The 13,029-nt window shown below is 66.8% G+C and carries 15 protein-coding genes; 7 read left to right on the forward strand and 8 right to left on the reverse strand.

Annotated features, from left to right (window positions below; all coding sequences use genetic code 11):
* Nucleotides 1-29 precede the first annotated feature (29 nt).
* Together B6S44_RS10165 and mdlC are read right to left on the reverse strand one after the other, a co-directional pair.
* Nucleotides 30-1,502 (reverse strand): aldehyde dehydrogenase, encoded by a 1,473-nt coding sequence (locus B6S44_RS10165; RefSeq protein WP_129156785.1) that lies wholly within the window; start codon nucleotides 1,500-1,502, stop codon nucleotides 30-32.
* A 15-nt stretch (nucleotides 1,503-1,517) separates the two neighbouring features.
* Nucleotides 1,518-3,131 (reverse strand): benzoylformate decarboxylase, encoded by a 1,614-nt coding sequence (gene mdlC, locus B6S44_RS10170; RefSeq protein WP_129156786.1) that lies wholly within the window; start codon nucleotides 3,129-3,131, stop codon nucleotides 1,518-1,520.
* Nucleotides 3,132-3,210: 79 nt separating this feature from the next.
* Here mdlC and B6S44_RS10175 point away from each other — a divergent pair, with 79 nt between their 5' ends.
* A complete protein-coding gene (locus tag B6S44_RS10175) occupies nucleotides 3,211-4,149 on the forward strand; it encodes a LysR family transcriptional regulator (protein WP_206735125.1) in 939 nt (312 codons plus the stop codon).
* Nucleotides 4,150-4,179: 30 nt separating this feature from the next.
* Here the strand turns inward: B6S44_RS10175 and B6S44_RS10180 are convergent, their stop codons facing one another.
* From B6S44_RS10180 to B6S44_RS10190, 3 genes are all read right to left on the reverse strand, one after another.
* On the reverse strand, nucleotides 4,180-4,671 hold the full coding sequence (locus B6S44_RS10180) for a DUF411 domain-containing protein (protein ID WP_129156787.1): 492 nt from the start codon (nucleotides 4,669-4,671) through the stop codon (nucleotides 4,180-4,182).
* Between the two features lie 8 nt (nucleotides 4,672-4,679).
* Complete coding sequence (locus B6S44_RS10185; RefSeq protein WP_248309531.1) at nucleotides 4,680-4,964, reverse strand: heavy-metal-associated domain-containing protein; 285 nt, start codon at nucleotides 4,962-4,964, stop codon at nucleotides 4,680-4,682.
* Nucleotides 4,965-5,039: 75 nt separating this feature from the next.
* A complete protein-coding gene (locus tag B6S44_RS10190; RefSeq protein ID WP_129156788.1) occupies nucleotides 5,040-5,558 on the reverse strand; it encodes a thioredoxin family protein in 519 nt (172 codons plus the stop codon).
* Between the two features lie 101 nt (nucleotides 5,559-5,659).
* Here B6S44_RS10190 and B6S44_RS10195 point away from each other — a divergent pair, with 101 nt between their 5' ends.
* The 3 genes from B6S44_RS10195 to B6S44_RS10205 are packed head-to-tail and all read left to right on the forward strand — an operon-like array spanning nucleotide 5,660 to nucleotide 7,510.
* Nucleotides 5,660-6,031, forward strand: a complete 372-nt coding sequence (locus B6S44_RS10195; RefSeq protein WP_248309532.1) for a thioredoxin family protein — start codon at nucleotides 5,660-5,662, stop codon at nucleotides 6,029-6,031.
* A complete protein-coding gene (locus B6S44_RS10200) occupies nucleotides 6,028-6,408 on the forward strand; it encodes an ArsR/SmtB family transcription factor (RefSeq protein WP_129156790.1) in 381 nt (126 codons plus the stop codon). Before B6S44_RS10195 ends, B6S44_RS10200 begins: the two co-directional genes overlap by 4 nt.
* A gap of 28 nt (nucleotides 6,409-6,436) precedes the next feature.
* Nucleotides 6,437-7,510: a YeeE/YedE family protein gene (locus B6S44_RS10205; RefSeq protein ID WP_129156791.1), complete on the forward strand. Its 1,074-nt coding sequence runs from the start codon at nucleotides 6,437-6,439 to the stop codon at nucleotides 7,508-7,510.
* Between the two features lie 24 nt (nucleotides 7,511-7,534).
* Here the strand turns inward: B6S44_RS10205 and B6S44_RS10210 are convergent, their stop codons facing one another.
* The 3 genes from B6S44_RS10210 to soxA all read right to left on the reverse strand — a co-directional run bounded on the left by B6S44_RS10210 (nucleotide 7,535) and on the right by soxA (nucleotide 10,080).
* Nucleotides 7,535-8,425 (reverse strand): MBL fold metallo-hydrolase, encoded by an 891-nt coding sequence (locus B6S44_RS10210; protein WP_129156792.1) that lies wholly within the window; start codon nucleotides 8,423-8,425, stop codon nucleotides 7,535-7,537.
* Between the two features lie 213 nt (nucleotides 8,426-8,638).
* Complete coding sequence (soxX, locus tag B6S44_RS10215; RefSeq protein ID WP_129156793.1) at nucleotides 8,639-9,247, reverse strand: sulfur oxidation c-type cytochrome SoxX; 609 nt, start codon at nucleotides 9,245-9,247, stop codon at nucleotides 8,639-8,641.
* Between the two features lie 11 nt (nucleotides 9,248-9,258).
* Nucleotides 9,259-10,080, reverse strand: coding sequence for a sulfur oxidation c-type cytochrome SoxA (gene soxA / locus B6S44_RS10220; protein ID WP_129156906.1), 822 nt, complete (start codon nucleotides 10,078-10,080; stop codon nucleotides 9,259-9,261).
* Between the two features lie 243 nt (nucleotides 10,081-10,323).
* Here soxA and soxY point away from each other — a divergent pair, with 243 nt between their 5' ends.
* From soxY to soxB, 3 genes are all read left to right on the forward strand, one after another.
* Nucleotides 10,324-10,788 (forward strand): thiosulfate oxidation carrier protein SoxY, encoded by a 465-nt coding sequence (gene soxY, locus B6S44_RS10225; RefSeq protein ID WP_129156794.1) that lies wholly within the window; start codon nucleotides 10,324-10,326, stop codon nucleotides 10,786-10,788.
* Nucleotides 10,789-10,830: 42 nt separating this feature from the next.
* Nucleotides 10,831-11,160, forward strand: a complete 330-nt coding sequence (soxZ, locus tag B6S44_RS10230; protein WP_129156795.1) for a thiosulfate oxidation carrier complex protein SoxZ — start codon at nucleotides 10,831-10,833, stop codon at nucleotides 11,158-11,160.
* Nucleotides 11,161-11,314: 154 nt separating this feature from the next.
* Nucleotides 11,315-13,012 (forward strand): thiosulfohydrolase SoxB, encoded by a 1,698-nt coding sequence (gene soxB / locus B6S44_RS10235; protein ID WP_129156796.1) that lies wholly within the window; start codon nucleotides 11,315-11,317, stop codon nucleotides 13,010-13,012.
* Nucleotides 13,013-13,029: the final 17 nt, after the last annotated feature.

Raw genomic sequence — 13,029 nt, forward strand, 5'->3', positions numbered from 1 at the left:
CTCGGCTTGGATCGCGCTATTCCGCGCGTTTAGAACGGGTAGTGCCGCGGCGTGGTCTGCAGCGTCAGCCAGCGCAGCTCGGTGAAGGCCTCGATGCCGGCGCGCCCGCCGAAGCGGCCATAGCCACTGTTCTTGACGCCGCCGAACGGCATCTGCGCCTCGTCATGCACGGTCGGGCCGTTGACGTGGCAGATGCCGGATTCGATCCGCGAGGCCACGCGCCAGCCACGCGCCGTGTCGCCCGTGAACACCGCGGCCGAGAGCCCATAGGGATTGTCGTTGGCGCAGGCGATCGCCGCCTCCTCGCCATCGACCCGAACGATCGCCTTGACCGGGCCGAAGCTCTCCTCGCCATAGATCCGCATCGCCGGCGTGACGTGATCGAGCAGCGTCGCGGGAAACAGCGTCGTCTCCGCCTTGCCGCCGCAGACCAGCGTCGCGCCCTTGACCAGCGCATCGTCGATCAGGCCGTTGCAGCGCTCGACCGCCTTCATGTCGACGACCGAGCCGAGCACGACCGGGCCCTTGCGCGGATCGCCGAGCGGCAGGCTGGTTGCCTTGGCGGCAAGCCGCGCGACGAAATCGTCGGCGATGCTCTGGTCGACCACAATGCGTTCGGTCGACATGCAGATCTGGCCGGAGTTGGCGAAGGCGCCGAAGGCGATGCCGGCGACAGCCGCGTCGAGATCGGCATCGTCGAGGACGAGCGCCGGCGCCTTGCCGCCTAGCTCCAGCACGACCGGCTTCAGATGCTCGGCGCAGAGCTTCGCGATGATGCGGCCGACATGGGTCGAGCCGGTGAAGTTGACGCGCCTGACGGCCGGGTGCGCGACCATCGCCGCGACGACCTCGGCGGCGTCCTCAGGCGCATTGGTGACGAAGTTGACGACGCCTTCCGGCAGCCCCGCCTCCTGCAGCGCCGCAATGATCAGCCCATGCGTGCGCGGGCAAAGCTCCGAGCCCTTCAGCACGACGGTGTTGCCGCAGGCGAGCGGCACCGCGATGGCACGCGTGGCGAGGATGACGGGCGCATTCCACGGCGCCATGCCGAGCACGACGCCAGCCGGCTGGCGCACCGCCAAAGCGAGGCTGCCCGGCACATTGGACGGAATGACCTCGCCGCTGATCTGCGTCGTCAGCGCGGCGGCCTCGATCAGCATGTCGGCGGCGAGATGGACGTTGAAGCCGGCCCAGATGGCGGAGGCGCCGGTCTCGGCCGACATCGCCGCCGTGAAATCGGCAGCGCGGGCTTCGAGCGCATGCGCGCCCTTGACCAGCAAATCGCGCCGCTTGGCCGGCGACGTCTGGGACCAGGCTGGGAAAGCGCGAGCGGCGGCATCGACGGCCGCGCGCGCATCATCAGGCGTCGCCGCGGCAGCACGACTCGCGACGGAGCCGTCGAGCGGGTTGCGCCGCTCGAAGACGCGCCCGCCTGTCGCTGCGACCACCTTGCCGTCGATCAGGAGATTGATGGCCTCAGGGCTATCACCGGCGTTTGTCATCTCGGTCCTCACAGGTCAGGCAATCACGATGTCGATCAGGTTCGGGCCCGAAGCTCCGAATGCGGCACGCAGGCGCTCGGCGAGGTCCTCAGGGCGCTCGACCCGCTCGCCAGGCACGCCCTGTCCACCAGCCAATTGCGCGAAGTCGATGCCAGGCAGCTCGGTCCCGGCCGGCTTGTCGTTCGGCGCGTAGCCGAAGACCGGGGCGAATTCCTGCAACGCCGCATAGCGGCGATTGTTGAGGATCAGGAAGGTGATCGGCAGGTCGAGCTGCGCCGCGCTGTAGAGCGCCTGAATCGAATAGAGGCTGGAGCCGTCGCCGATCAGCGCGATCACCCGCCCCGGCTGCTTCATGCGCCGGCGCGCCAGCGCGACACCGACCGCCGCTGGCATGCTGTGTCCGAGCCCGCCGCTTGCCATGGTGTAGAAGCTGTCGGCGCCGCTCATCGGCAGATAGGTCTGGATCGTCGCGCGCGTGCTCGGCGCCTCCTCGACCACGACGTCGTCGGGATGGCGTTCCCGGTCTATCACCGAGAGCACATAGGCGGCCGACATCGGCACGCCGGGAGACGCGGCCTGCGGAGCGGGACGGGACAGCGATATCTCACGTTCGGCGCGCGGAGCGCTTGCGACAAGCAGCGCCCGTGCCGCCAGATCGAGACTGGCGACGACGCTGTCGCCGACCGGGGCCCAGGCGGCCTGCTGCGGGTCGTCGACGATCTGTGCGAGCGTAGCGCCATCTGGAATGTGCGGCCCGTTGCCTTCGACATGATAGGTGAAGACGGGCGCGCCGAGCACGAGGATAAAGTCGTGCGGCGCCAAGCGCTCGACGATCCGCTCGCGCATCGCCGGCAGGAAGCCGCTGAACTGCGGGTGGCGCTCCGGGAAACCGCAGCGCGCGCACATCGGCGCGACATAGATCGAGGCCTGATGGCGCTCGGCGAGCGCGACGACATCGGCGACGGCCTGTTCGCGCGCGACGCCGGCGCCGACGACGAAGGCCGGCCGCCTGCTGGCGTTGAGCCGTTCGGCGATCGCCGCGATCGCGTCGGGCGCCGGCGCCAAGGCCTGGCTGACACGGCGCGGCAGGACGAGCTCGCTCGGCTGATCCCAGTCATCGGCCGGAATCGAGATGAAGACCGGCCCGCGCGGCGGCTGCATCGCGATGTGATAGGCCCGCGCCAGGGCGAGTGGCAGGTCGGCGCCGCGCGCCGGCTCAATCGCCCATTTGACATAAGGCTTCGGCAACTCGGTCGCCTGCACCGAGGCGAGGAAAGGATCGAAAGGCAGGATCGAGCGCGCCTGCTGGCCGGCGGTGATCAAGAGCGGCGTCTGGTTCTTGAACGCCGTGAAGATATTGCCCATGGCATGGCCGACGCCGGCAGCCGAGTGCAGGTTAACCAGTGCCGCATTGCGTGTCGCCTGCGCATAGCCGTCGGCCATGCCGACCACGACCGCTTCCTGCAGGCCGAGCACATAGCGGAAATCCTCGGGATACTCCCGGAACATTGGCAGCTCGGTCGAGCCGGGATTGCCGAAGACCGTATCGATCCGCAGCTGGCGCAAAAGGTCGAGCACGGCTTCCCGCACGGTCGGGCGGGCGGAGGATGATGTGTTGTCGGCTGGCATGCGCGTCCCTCGGATCGGGGACACTGTGGCGCCGTGCTTGCCATTGCTCAATTAGATGAAGCGACTAAGTCTTATTCGCATGGCGAATATCGATTCAATCGACCTCAACCTGCTGAGGCTGTTCGATGCGGTCTACCGCACCCGCAATGTCAGCCGTGCGGCCGAGCAACTCGGCCTCTCGCAGCCCGCGACGAGCCAGGCCCTGACCCGCCTGCGCCTGCTGTTGCGCGACCCGCTGTTCGAGCGCGTCGCCGGCGGCGTCAGGCCGACCGCGCGCTCCGAGCGTCTCGCACACTCGGTGCAGGCCGGCCTGGCACTTCTGGAAGCCGGCCTCAATGAGGGCGAGAGCTTCGATCCAGCCACCACTGACGCGGAACTGCGCCTGCATCTCAGCGATATCGGCGAGGGCCGCTTCCTGCCGCCGCTGATGACGACGCTTCGCAAGATCGCACCGAACCTGCGCATCATCGCACGCGCTTGGCCGCACGAGGCGATTTCCGAGGCCCTCGACAATGGCCAGCTGCACTTCGCTTTGGGTTTTCTCCCGACGGTGAGCGGTACCGCCCATGCCGAAATGCTGAGCGACCGCTATCAGATCTTCGTTCGCACCGAACATCCGGTCATACGGCACGCCCGCGATGGCGCCTTGAGCGTCGAGGATATCGCGAAGCTGGATTTCGTCGCCGTCAGATCGCACGCCCAGACGCAGCGCATGCTGGAAATGCTGCATCTCGATCCGCGCATCCGCCTGATCGTCTCCAGCTTCACGGCGCTGCCGCCGATCATCCGTGCCACCGATCTCGCCGTGCTGATGCCGCGCCAGATCGGCCTTGGCCTCGAGCCGGTCGGTGCCTTCGCTTTGCTCGAACCTGCGCTGCCGCAGCGCGATTTCAGCGTCGCGCTGCACTGGAGCCGGCGTCACGCCCAGAACGCCATGCTGCGCTGGGCGCGGGGGGTCATCCTGGAGCTGTTCCGCAGCACCCGGCGATCCGGGTCCGCAGAGACGGCCGGCGACTAGGACCGCCGGTCACTCCAGAGAAGCGGCCCGTCAGATCGGCTGCGCTCCGCGATAGCGCGCGAAGACGTTCTGACGGCCAGCCGAGAAGACGACGACGTCATAAGTGTCGGGCGCCTGGCCCGGCACTTCCATGCCGGGCGAGCCGACCGGCATGCCGGCGACGGCAAGGCCGGTCACCTTCGGCTTCTCGGCGAGCAGACGCTTGATCGCATCGGCCGGGACATGGCCTTCCAGTACATAGCCGCCGATCTCGGCGGTGTGGCACGAGGCGAGCGCGTCGGGCACGCCGAGCTTGAGCTTCAGTGGCGTGACATCCGCGACCTCGACCACCTCGACCGGGAAGCCGGCCGCCTTCACATGCTCGACCCAGTTCCCGCAGCAGCCGCAGTTCGGGTCGCGTGTGACGGTCATCTTCGGCAGCGTCTCGGCGGCGATCGACGGTCGCCATAGCTCGAACGCAGCGGCCAGCTGCGCAGCACCAATCAGCAGGCCACGGCGGGATGGAGAAAGCTCGCTTGTCATGTCCTGCCTCAGCCGACCTGTTCCACGCTAGGCGTATATCCCGCCGCGACCACGGCCGACTTGATCGCCGCGAAGTCGGCGCTGCCCTGCACCCTGACCAGCTTCGAGGCCGGGTCCGCCGTCACCGCGGTGCCCGGTATCCCGCCTTCGATCGCCTGCTTGATCGTGCCGGCGCAGTGGCCGCAGGTCATGTCCTCAACGCGAAAGCTGATCGCCCCGTCCGGGGCCGGTGTCGCGACCGAGGCCGCGGTTGAGTGCTGCTGGCAGGAGCACATGGCTGCAATGTCCTTCATTGACGATTGCAGCAGCCTGCACCTTCCCACCATGGGAAGGTCAAGCGCCTTTTCGATCTTGCCGGCCGAGGTCCGTCACACGCCGTTCCTGACAGCGCGGAACTGGGCGATGAAGGCTGGCGGCTCGGGCAACGAGGCCATCCGGGCGACCTCTCGCTCCTTCGGCGCCTTCGCGGCGAGGCCAGTCGTGCTGGCCGGGAAGAACTGGATCGCCGGCGTCCCCTCGATGCCGTAGCGCGCCGCAAACGCCTTCTCGGTGAGCTTGCTCCCGTCGAAATCGGTGACCTCGCGGGCGCCGAGAATGTTGAGATGCAGCACCGCGAAGTTGTCGCGGATATAGGCTTCGATCGCCGGATCGGCGAGATGGACCTCGTGCAGGCGCCGGCAAGCCGGGCAATTGCGCAGGCCCCAGAGGATCACGAAGCGCTTGCCGCCCTGGCTCGCAGTAGTGAGGTCCTCGGCGAGATCGAGGAAGCTCTCGAGATACCAGCCCTCCTGGTAGAGCCCGTCCTCACCGAGCCGCGCCTTGGCCAGGGCCGGCGTGAACCCCGCCACGACCATCGTGCTCGCCAACAGGCTGCGTCGTGTGATCATGGCGTCGCCTCCGCACAGAGCCTCGGCGGGCTCTGGTATAAACATATGAATACGACTATGTTCCGGGGATGATTGCAAGCGGGCGATATCGCGCGGGGCTGGTGGCAGCGTTCACGTTGTCGATATTCCTGTCGGCGCCAGCCTTCGCCGCCGAGCTCGTCATGTACACCCGCACTGGCTGCCCTTTCTGCGTGCGCTTCGAGCGCGAGGTCGCGCCGGTCTACGACAAAACCCCGGAAGGCAAGGCCGCGCCGCTGCGGCGAGTCGAACTGCCGGCCGGTGGTGTCCGCGGCGGCGAATTGCGCGAACCGGTCATCGCGACGCCCACCTTCGTGCTGGTGGACGATGGCCGGGAGGTCGGCCGCATCACCGGCTATCTCGACGACGACATGTTCTGGGGTTTGCTCGGGCGGCTCGTTGCTGTCATTGAGAATCCTGACCAGGTTCAACGATCAGGCGCACAGACCCAATGACCGCGATCGTCTCAAAAGCGCTCGAAACCGAACTGCGCGACGGCGCCGAGTTCTCGCCGGAGCTCGACCAGCTGATGCGCAAGGCCCGCAAGGCCAGCGATTTCCTCAAAGCCCTCTCGCATGAGAACCGGCTGCTGCTGCTCTGCCTGCTGGCCGAGCGCGAGCGGACGGTGACAGAGCTCGAAAACCTGCTCTCGCTGCGCCAGCCCATGGTCTCGCAGCAGCTCGCCCGCTTGCGCCTCGACCAGCTCGTCACCACCCGCCGCGACGGCAAGGCGATCTATTACAGCCTCGCCAGCGACGATGTCCGGCGCGTCATCGCCGTGATCTACGACATCTTCTGCGGCCCGCCCGGGATCGAAGCCGGAAAATCGTGAGTAATCGTCGCCGCCATCGGCGCTTGCCGTGATCGCGCTATCTGCCTGGGGCGCGACGCTCGCAGGCGTGGCGGTGGGCGCCGCCTGCGGCTTCACCGTTCGCAGAGCCCGCCTGTGCTCGTTCGGCGCGGTCGAGGATGCCTGGATGGGTGGCGACACCCGCCGGCTGCGGATCTTCGGCCTCGCCCTCGCGATCGCGCTGATCGGTACACAGACGCTGATCGGCCTTGGCCTGCTTGACCCCGCGAATTCGACCTATGTCCAGTCGGCCCTGCCCTGGCTGTCGATCGTGGTCGGCAGCATCTTGTTCGGGCTCGGCATGGCGCTGGTCGGCACCTGTGGCTTCGGCTCGCTCGTGCGGCTCGGCTCCGGCGATCTGCGCAGCCTGATCGTGATGATGGTCTTCGGCGCGGTCGCCTATGCGACGCTGCGCGGCATGTTCGCCCCGATCCGGATCGAGGTGCTGGAAAAGGTCTATTGGCCGCTTCCCGGCGGCCTCAAGGGCGATCTCGCCGGCATCCTGACCTATCTCGGCGCGCCGGCTGCGCGGACGCTGATCACGGCCATCGGCGCCCTCGTCCTGATCGCGATCGTCGCCGTCGACCCACGACTACGGCGCTCGCCGCGTCTGTTGCTGGCGGGTGCAACGCTCGGCCTTGCCGTCGTCGCCGGCTGGTGGGTGACGGGCGTTGCCGTCGATGCCTTCGAGACCGTGCCGCGGGCGCAGAGCCTGACCTTCGTCTCGCCGGTCGGCCGGGCGCTCTATGGCGTGCTGAGCGCGCCCTCCGCCCTGCTCGAATTCGGGATCGGCACGCTCGCCGGCGTGACGCTCGGCTCGTTCCTCTCGGCGCTTTACGATCGCGAGTTCCGCTGGGAAGCTTTCGACGACGATCGCGAGATGCGCCGCCATCTCCTCGGCGCGGTGCTGATGGGCGGCGGCGGCGTGCTCGCCGGCGGCTGCACCATCGGTCAGGGCATCTCGGCCGGCTCGATGCTGGCCTTGTCCTGGCCCTTGGCGATTGCCGGCATGATGATCGGCGCCCGGATCGGCATCGCCTTCCTGATGGAAGGCTCGCTCAGGGGACTCTGGCAGCGCGGCTGAGGAGCGACACCGATCCGACTTGCGTCACGACGCCGCGACGAAGCGATAGGCCGTGCCCTGCCGCTCGACGCGTCCGACCGCGCCAGGCAGGTGGTAGCCGATCACCTGGGCCTTGTCCTGGCTGAGCCGGTCGAGCAGCTTGCGCCGCGTCGCGACGGCAAGATCGGCATCATGGTCCGACGCCGGGCGCCACTCCGGCCGGGCGAACGAGATCTGAGGATGCGTCAGCGCGTCGCCCAGCACCATGACCGGCCCGCCCGCGCCCTGAAGCGCGAACGAGACGTGGCCGGGCGTGTGGCCGGGCGTCGCCACTGCCTCGATGCCCGGCAGCCATTCGCGGCCGGGCTCCAGCCGTTCGAGCTTGTCGCCCAGTTGCTTGGCGATGCGCTGTGCCCCGGCCGCGAAGGCGTGCCGGTCCTCGGCCAGGCGCTCATAGACCTTGGGGTCGGTCCAGAACCCGATCTCGGGTGCGGCCACCAGCCAGCGCGCATTCGGAAAGAGCGGGCTGTCGAAATCGTCGAGCGCGCCCCAGAAATGGTCGGGGTGGAGATGGGTGAACAGCACATGCGTCACCGCATCGGGTTCGATCCCGGCGGCCGTCAGGCTCTCGGCCAGCTTGCCCGAGCCGGCCAGGAAATTCGCGCCCGAGCCGCAATCGAACAGGATGACGTCCTTGCCGCGCTTCAGGCAGGTGACGTTCAGCACCGATCGCGTCGGCCCCGCCTGCTTTGCCTCGGCCGCAAGTTCCGCCGGCGCGATATCGCGCGCCAGCATCGACAGCGGCAATTCGAAGCTACCATCGCTGAGGACGGTCAACGTCTCCTCGCCGCTGCCGAGCGTTGCGACGACCTGCGCCAGAGCCGGAGTGGCCAGGGCACAGGCGCCGGTGGTGACGAACAGGCGGCGCGTCAGCATGGACTGCTCCGATAATCGAGGTCAGGTAGCAATGTCAGGGCGCCTTAATATGTCCCCTCAACCCACGCCGTCATTCCGGCCGCAGCGAAGCGGAGCGCCGGAATCCATCGTAGGGCGATGCGCTCTACGATGGATTCCGGATCTGCGCCGCTACGCGGCTTGTCCGGAATGACGTCTCAACTTGAAAAGGACACCAGGGCAGAGCGGAATCGCCTATTTGTTCACCGGCGATTCCGGATCGAACAGATAGGCCATCACGTCCTTGATCTGCTGCTCGTCCAGAACCTTGTTGACGCCGAAGCGCGGCATGTTCGAGCAGGGCACCACCGCCATCGAATTGTAGATCTTGGTGTAGGCGTCCTTGATCGTCTCGGGATCGTATTTGCGATCCTTGCCATAGGCGGCCAGGCTCGGGCCGAGCGTGCCGTAGCTGACCTCCTTCGGATCGAGCTGATGGCAGGCAAAGCAGTTGCCGCCGGCAACCGTGCCGGCCGGGTCGGAGAACTGGCCGCCGCGGCCGTTATTGGCGACCTGATAGCCGTTCTTCCAGTTGCCGAGGAACTTGCCGTCGGCGGGATAGACGACGCGTACGGATTCCCGCTTCAGCATTTCGTCGGACTGCGCCGAAGACGGGTTGTTCCGCGTCACATTGCAGACCGAAAGCGAGTCGTCCGGCTTGATCCTGGACTGCCATTCGGCCGAAGCCTTGCCGAAGGTCGACTTCAGATAGGCGTCGATCACCGCCTGCGCTGGCCGCTCCTGAGCATTGGCCGAATCCGCGGTAACCAGCAGGCCCGCCAGGGGAATGAGAACCTTGATCATCACGTTTCCCCTCAGCGCTTGATCGACGGAACTTTGATCTCGCCGCCTTCGGCCTGCTTCTGCAGGAAGACGGTGAGCGCGGTCAGGGCTTCCGAGCCGTATTCCGGCACCGGCCAGCGCTGCTGGCGATAGCAGTCCCAGAGCCGGTGCTGCATCGTCCGGAGCGCGCTCTGCGAAACACGATAGGTCGGCCAGGAGCCCATCGTCTCCTGCGCGGTCTTGCCCTTGACCGAGAGGTTGGGCAGGCCCTGCAGGCGGATGCGCTTGCCTTCCTCGGCATGGCAGGTGGCGCAGGAGAAATCGTTGACGCCGCCGCGCGTGTAGAACAGCGCCTCGCCGACCGCCGCCATCTCCTTCTCCTTGGGATGGGAGAGCTGCGGCTCGATCCTCATCTCGCTCGACTTGTTGGCGATGAAGGCGACGAGGTCCTCCATATCCGACGCCCGGGCCGGCCCGGAGAAGCGCCGCAGCACCACGTCCTTGGTGTCGAGCCCCTGCAGCTTGTCCATGCACCAGAGCAGGCGCTGCTCGGTGTCCATCACCTTGTCGGCGTCGGCGAAATAGCGCGGCAGCTTGGCAAAGGCGCCCTCGAGCTTGCCCGCCCCTTCGCCAAGGTCGCAGCCCTCCAGGGAGACGTTCTTGGTGCCGCGCTTCTCCGCCCACAGCACCTCGCCGCGATCGACCGCGAGGAAACCCGGATTCGAGAACGGATCGGAGAGCATCTGGCGATAGCGCTCGATCTCCTTCTCACTGTCGTCCTGCGGCGGCGATTGCGCGGTCAATGGCCCCGCCGCCAGTGTCACGACGGCCGCCAATGCGGCCGCTCCGATCATCGGAAGCTTCATCCCTCGCCCTTTCGTTTCCCGGAGCCCGTTCCGATCGCTTGCAACGCAAGCAGATCGATAAAACGGTCTCCATTTTTGAAGCTGGACCGCTTATCCTGCGATCTCGTCGCCGGCCCTCTCGGGGGCTTTACATTCACAAAAAACAATATCACGATACGTGCAAATGATTGGCGTCCCGCTGTCGCGCCGTCAAGAGTTAAAACAAGACGAATTCGAAGGAGGAGCCCTCGTATGCTGACCCACCTGCCGACGCTGTCGCGCCGTGATGCGGTGAAGGCCGCCGCCTGGGCCCTTGCCGCCGCCGCGATCGCGCCGAAGCTCGCTTTCGCCGACGAGAAGACCGTCGCCGCCGAGATCAAGAAGCTCTACGGCGACAAGCCGATGGCCTCCGGCAAGATAAAGCTGGACGTGCCTGAGATCGCCGAGAACGGCCTGGTCGTGCCGATCAACATCGAGATCGAGAGCCCGATGACGGATGCCGACTACGTCAAGGCGGTGCACGTCTTCGCCGAGGGCAACCCCCAGCCGGGCGTCATCAGCTACCAGTTTACCCCGGCCTGCGGAAAGGCCTCGGCCGCGACGCGCATGCGGCTCGCGCAGACGCAGGACATCATCTGCGTCGCCGAGATGTCGAACGGCGCGCTGCACACGGCCAAGGCCAACATCAAGGTCACGATCGGCGGCTGCGGCGGCTGACGCCGCGCATCGTCATCGACCAGAACAAGGCGAGGAAATCCCATGACCACCAAACCCACGCCGCGGGTGCGCGTCCCCTCCAAGGCGACGGCCGGCGAGATGATCGAGATCAAGACGCTGATCTCGCACGAGATGGAATCCGGCCAGCGCAAGGACGCCAAGGGCGAGACCATCCCGCGCCAGATCATCAACAAGTTCACGGCGAGCTTCAACGGCAAGCCGGTGTTCGCAGCCGACTGGTTCCCGGCGATCTCGGCCAATCCCTACCAGTCCTTCTTCTTCAAGGCGACGGAATCGGGCGAGTTCACCTTCACCTGGAAGGACGACAACGGCTCCGAATACGTCTCGAAGAACAAGCTGACGGTCGGCTGAGCCCTCTCGTCATTGCGAGCGTAAGCGAAGCAATCCAGTCTCGTAGAGCTCTGCCGCTTCTGGATTGCTTCGTCGCTTCGCTCCTCGCAATGACGGCCAAAGCTCCACTTGAGCAGCCCTGGATCGCGATGTGCGCGCATCCAAAGGATGAGTCATGATCTCAAGACGTGAATTCCTGCAGGCGACGGCGGTCGCCGCAGCGTTGACGACAGGCTCCGGCCTCGGCCCGCTCGGGCGCGCCGCCGCCCAGCAGAAGCTGTCCCAGGCCGACATCCTGCGCTTCGAGCCGCAGGGGCAGGTCACCCTCCTGCATGTCGCCGACATCCACGCCCAGCTCATGCCGCTGCAATTCCGCGAACCGGCGGTCAATCTCGGCGTCGGCGAGGTCAAGGGCCTGCCGCCGCACCTGACCGACGCGGCCTTTCGCGAGCATTTCAGGATCGCGGCAGGTTCGGCCGACGCCTTCGCGCTGACCTCTGACGACTTCGTCTCCCTCGCCCGCAACTATGGCCGGATGGGCGGGCTCGACCGGATCGCGACCCTGGTCAAGGCTATCAGGGCCGAGCGCGGCAACGACAAGGTCCTGCTGCTCGATGGCGGCGACACCTGGCAGGGCAGCTGGAGCGCGCTCCAGACCAAGGGCCAGGACATGGTCGACGTCATGTCGGCCCTGAAGCTCGACGCGATGACCTCGCATTGGGAGTTCACGCTCGGCGCCGAGCGGGTCAAGGAGATCGTCGAAGCCGCGCCCTTCGCCTTCCTCGCCCAGAACATCCGCGACAAGGAATGGAACGAGCCGGTCTTTCCGCCGCGCAAGGTCTTCGAGAAGGGCGGCGTCAAGGTCGCGGTGATTGGCCAGGCGCTGCCGCGCACCGCCGTCGCCAACCCGCGCTGGATGTTCCCCGAATGGGAATTCGGCATCCGCGAGGACGAATTGCAGAAGCAGGTCGAGGAAGCCCGTGCCGAAGGCGCCGCGATCGTCGTGCTGCTCTCGCATGATGGCTTCGACGTCGACCGCAAGCTGGCGAGCCGGGTCAAGGGCATCGACGTCATCCTGACCGCCCATACCCATGACGCCATGCCCGGGCTGATCCGGGTCGGCAACACCGTGCTGGTCGCCTCTGGTTCGCACGGCAAGTTCGTCTCGCGCCTCGACATCGCCGTGAAGGACGGCAAGGTCGCCGATCTCCGCTTCAAGCTGATGCCGGTCTTCGCCGACGCCATCGCGCCCGACGCGGAGATGGCGGCGCTGGTGACCAAGCTGCGCGCGCCCTTCGCCGCCGACCTCGTCAAGGAGATCGGCCGCACCGACTCGCTGCTCTACCGGCGCGGCAATTTCAACGGCAGCTTCGACGACCTGATCTGCGACGCCATGCTTTCGCAGCGCGACGCCGAGATCGCGCTCTCGCCCGGCTTCCGCTGGGGCGGCTCGCTCCTGCCGGGTGAGCCGATCACCTGGGAAGCGATCACCAACGCGACCGCGATCACCTATCCGAACTGCTACCGGATGGAGATGACCGGCGCGCAGCTCAAGGAGATCCTTGAGGACGTCGCCGACAACATCTTCCACCCCGACCCCTATTTCCAGGGCGGCGGCGACATGGTCCGCATCGGCGGCATGGGCTACGCCATCGATGTCGGCAAGCCGATGGGCAGCCGCATCTCCGGCCTCACCCATCTGAAATCGGGCCAGCCGATCGACGCCTCCCGCAAATACGTCGTCGCCGGCTGGGCCAGCGTCAACGAGGGCACGCAGGGGCCTCCGATCTGGGATGTGGTGCGCGACCACGTCGCCGCGACCAAGACCATCACCATCAAGCCGAACGACGCCGTGAAGGTGAGCGGGGCATGAGCGCCTCCGCCGCCACG

The organism is Allobosea sp. Tri-44 (assembly GCF_004123845.1).
GTDB lineage: Bacteria > Pseudomonadota > Alphaproteobacteria > Rhizobiales > Beijerinckiaceae > Allobosea.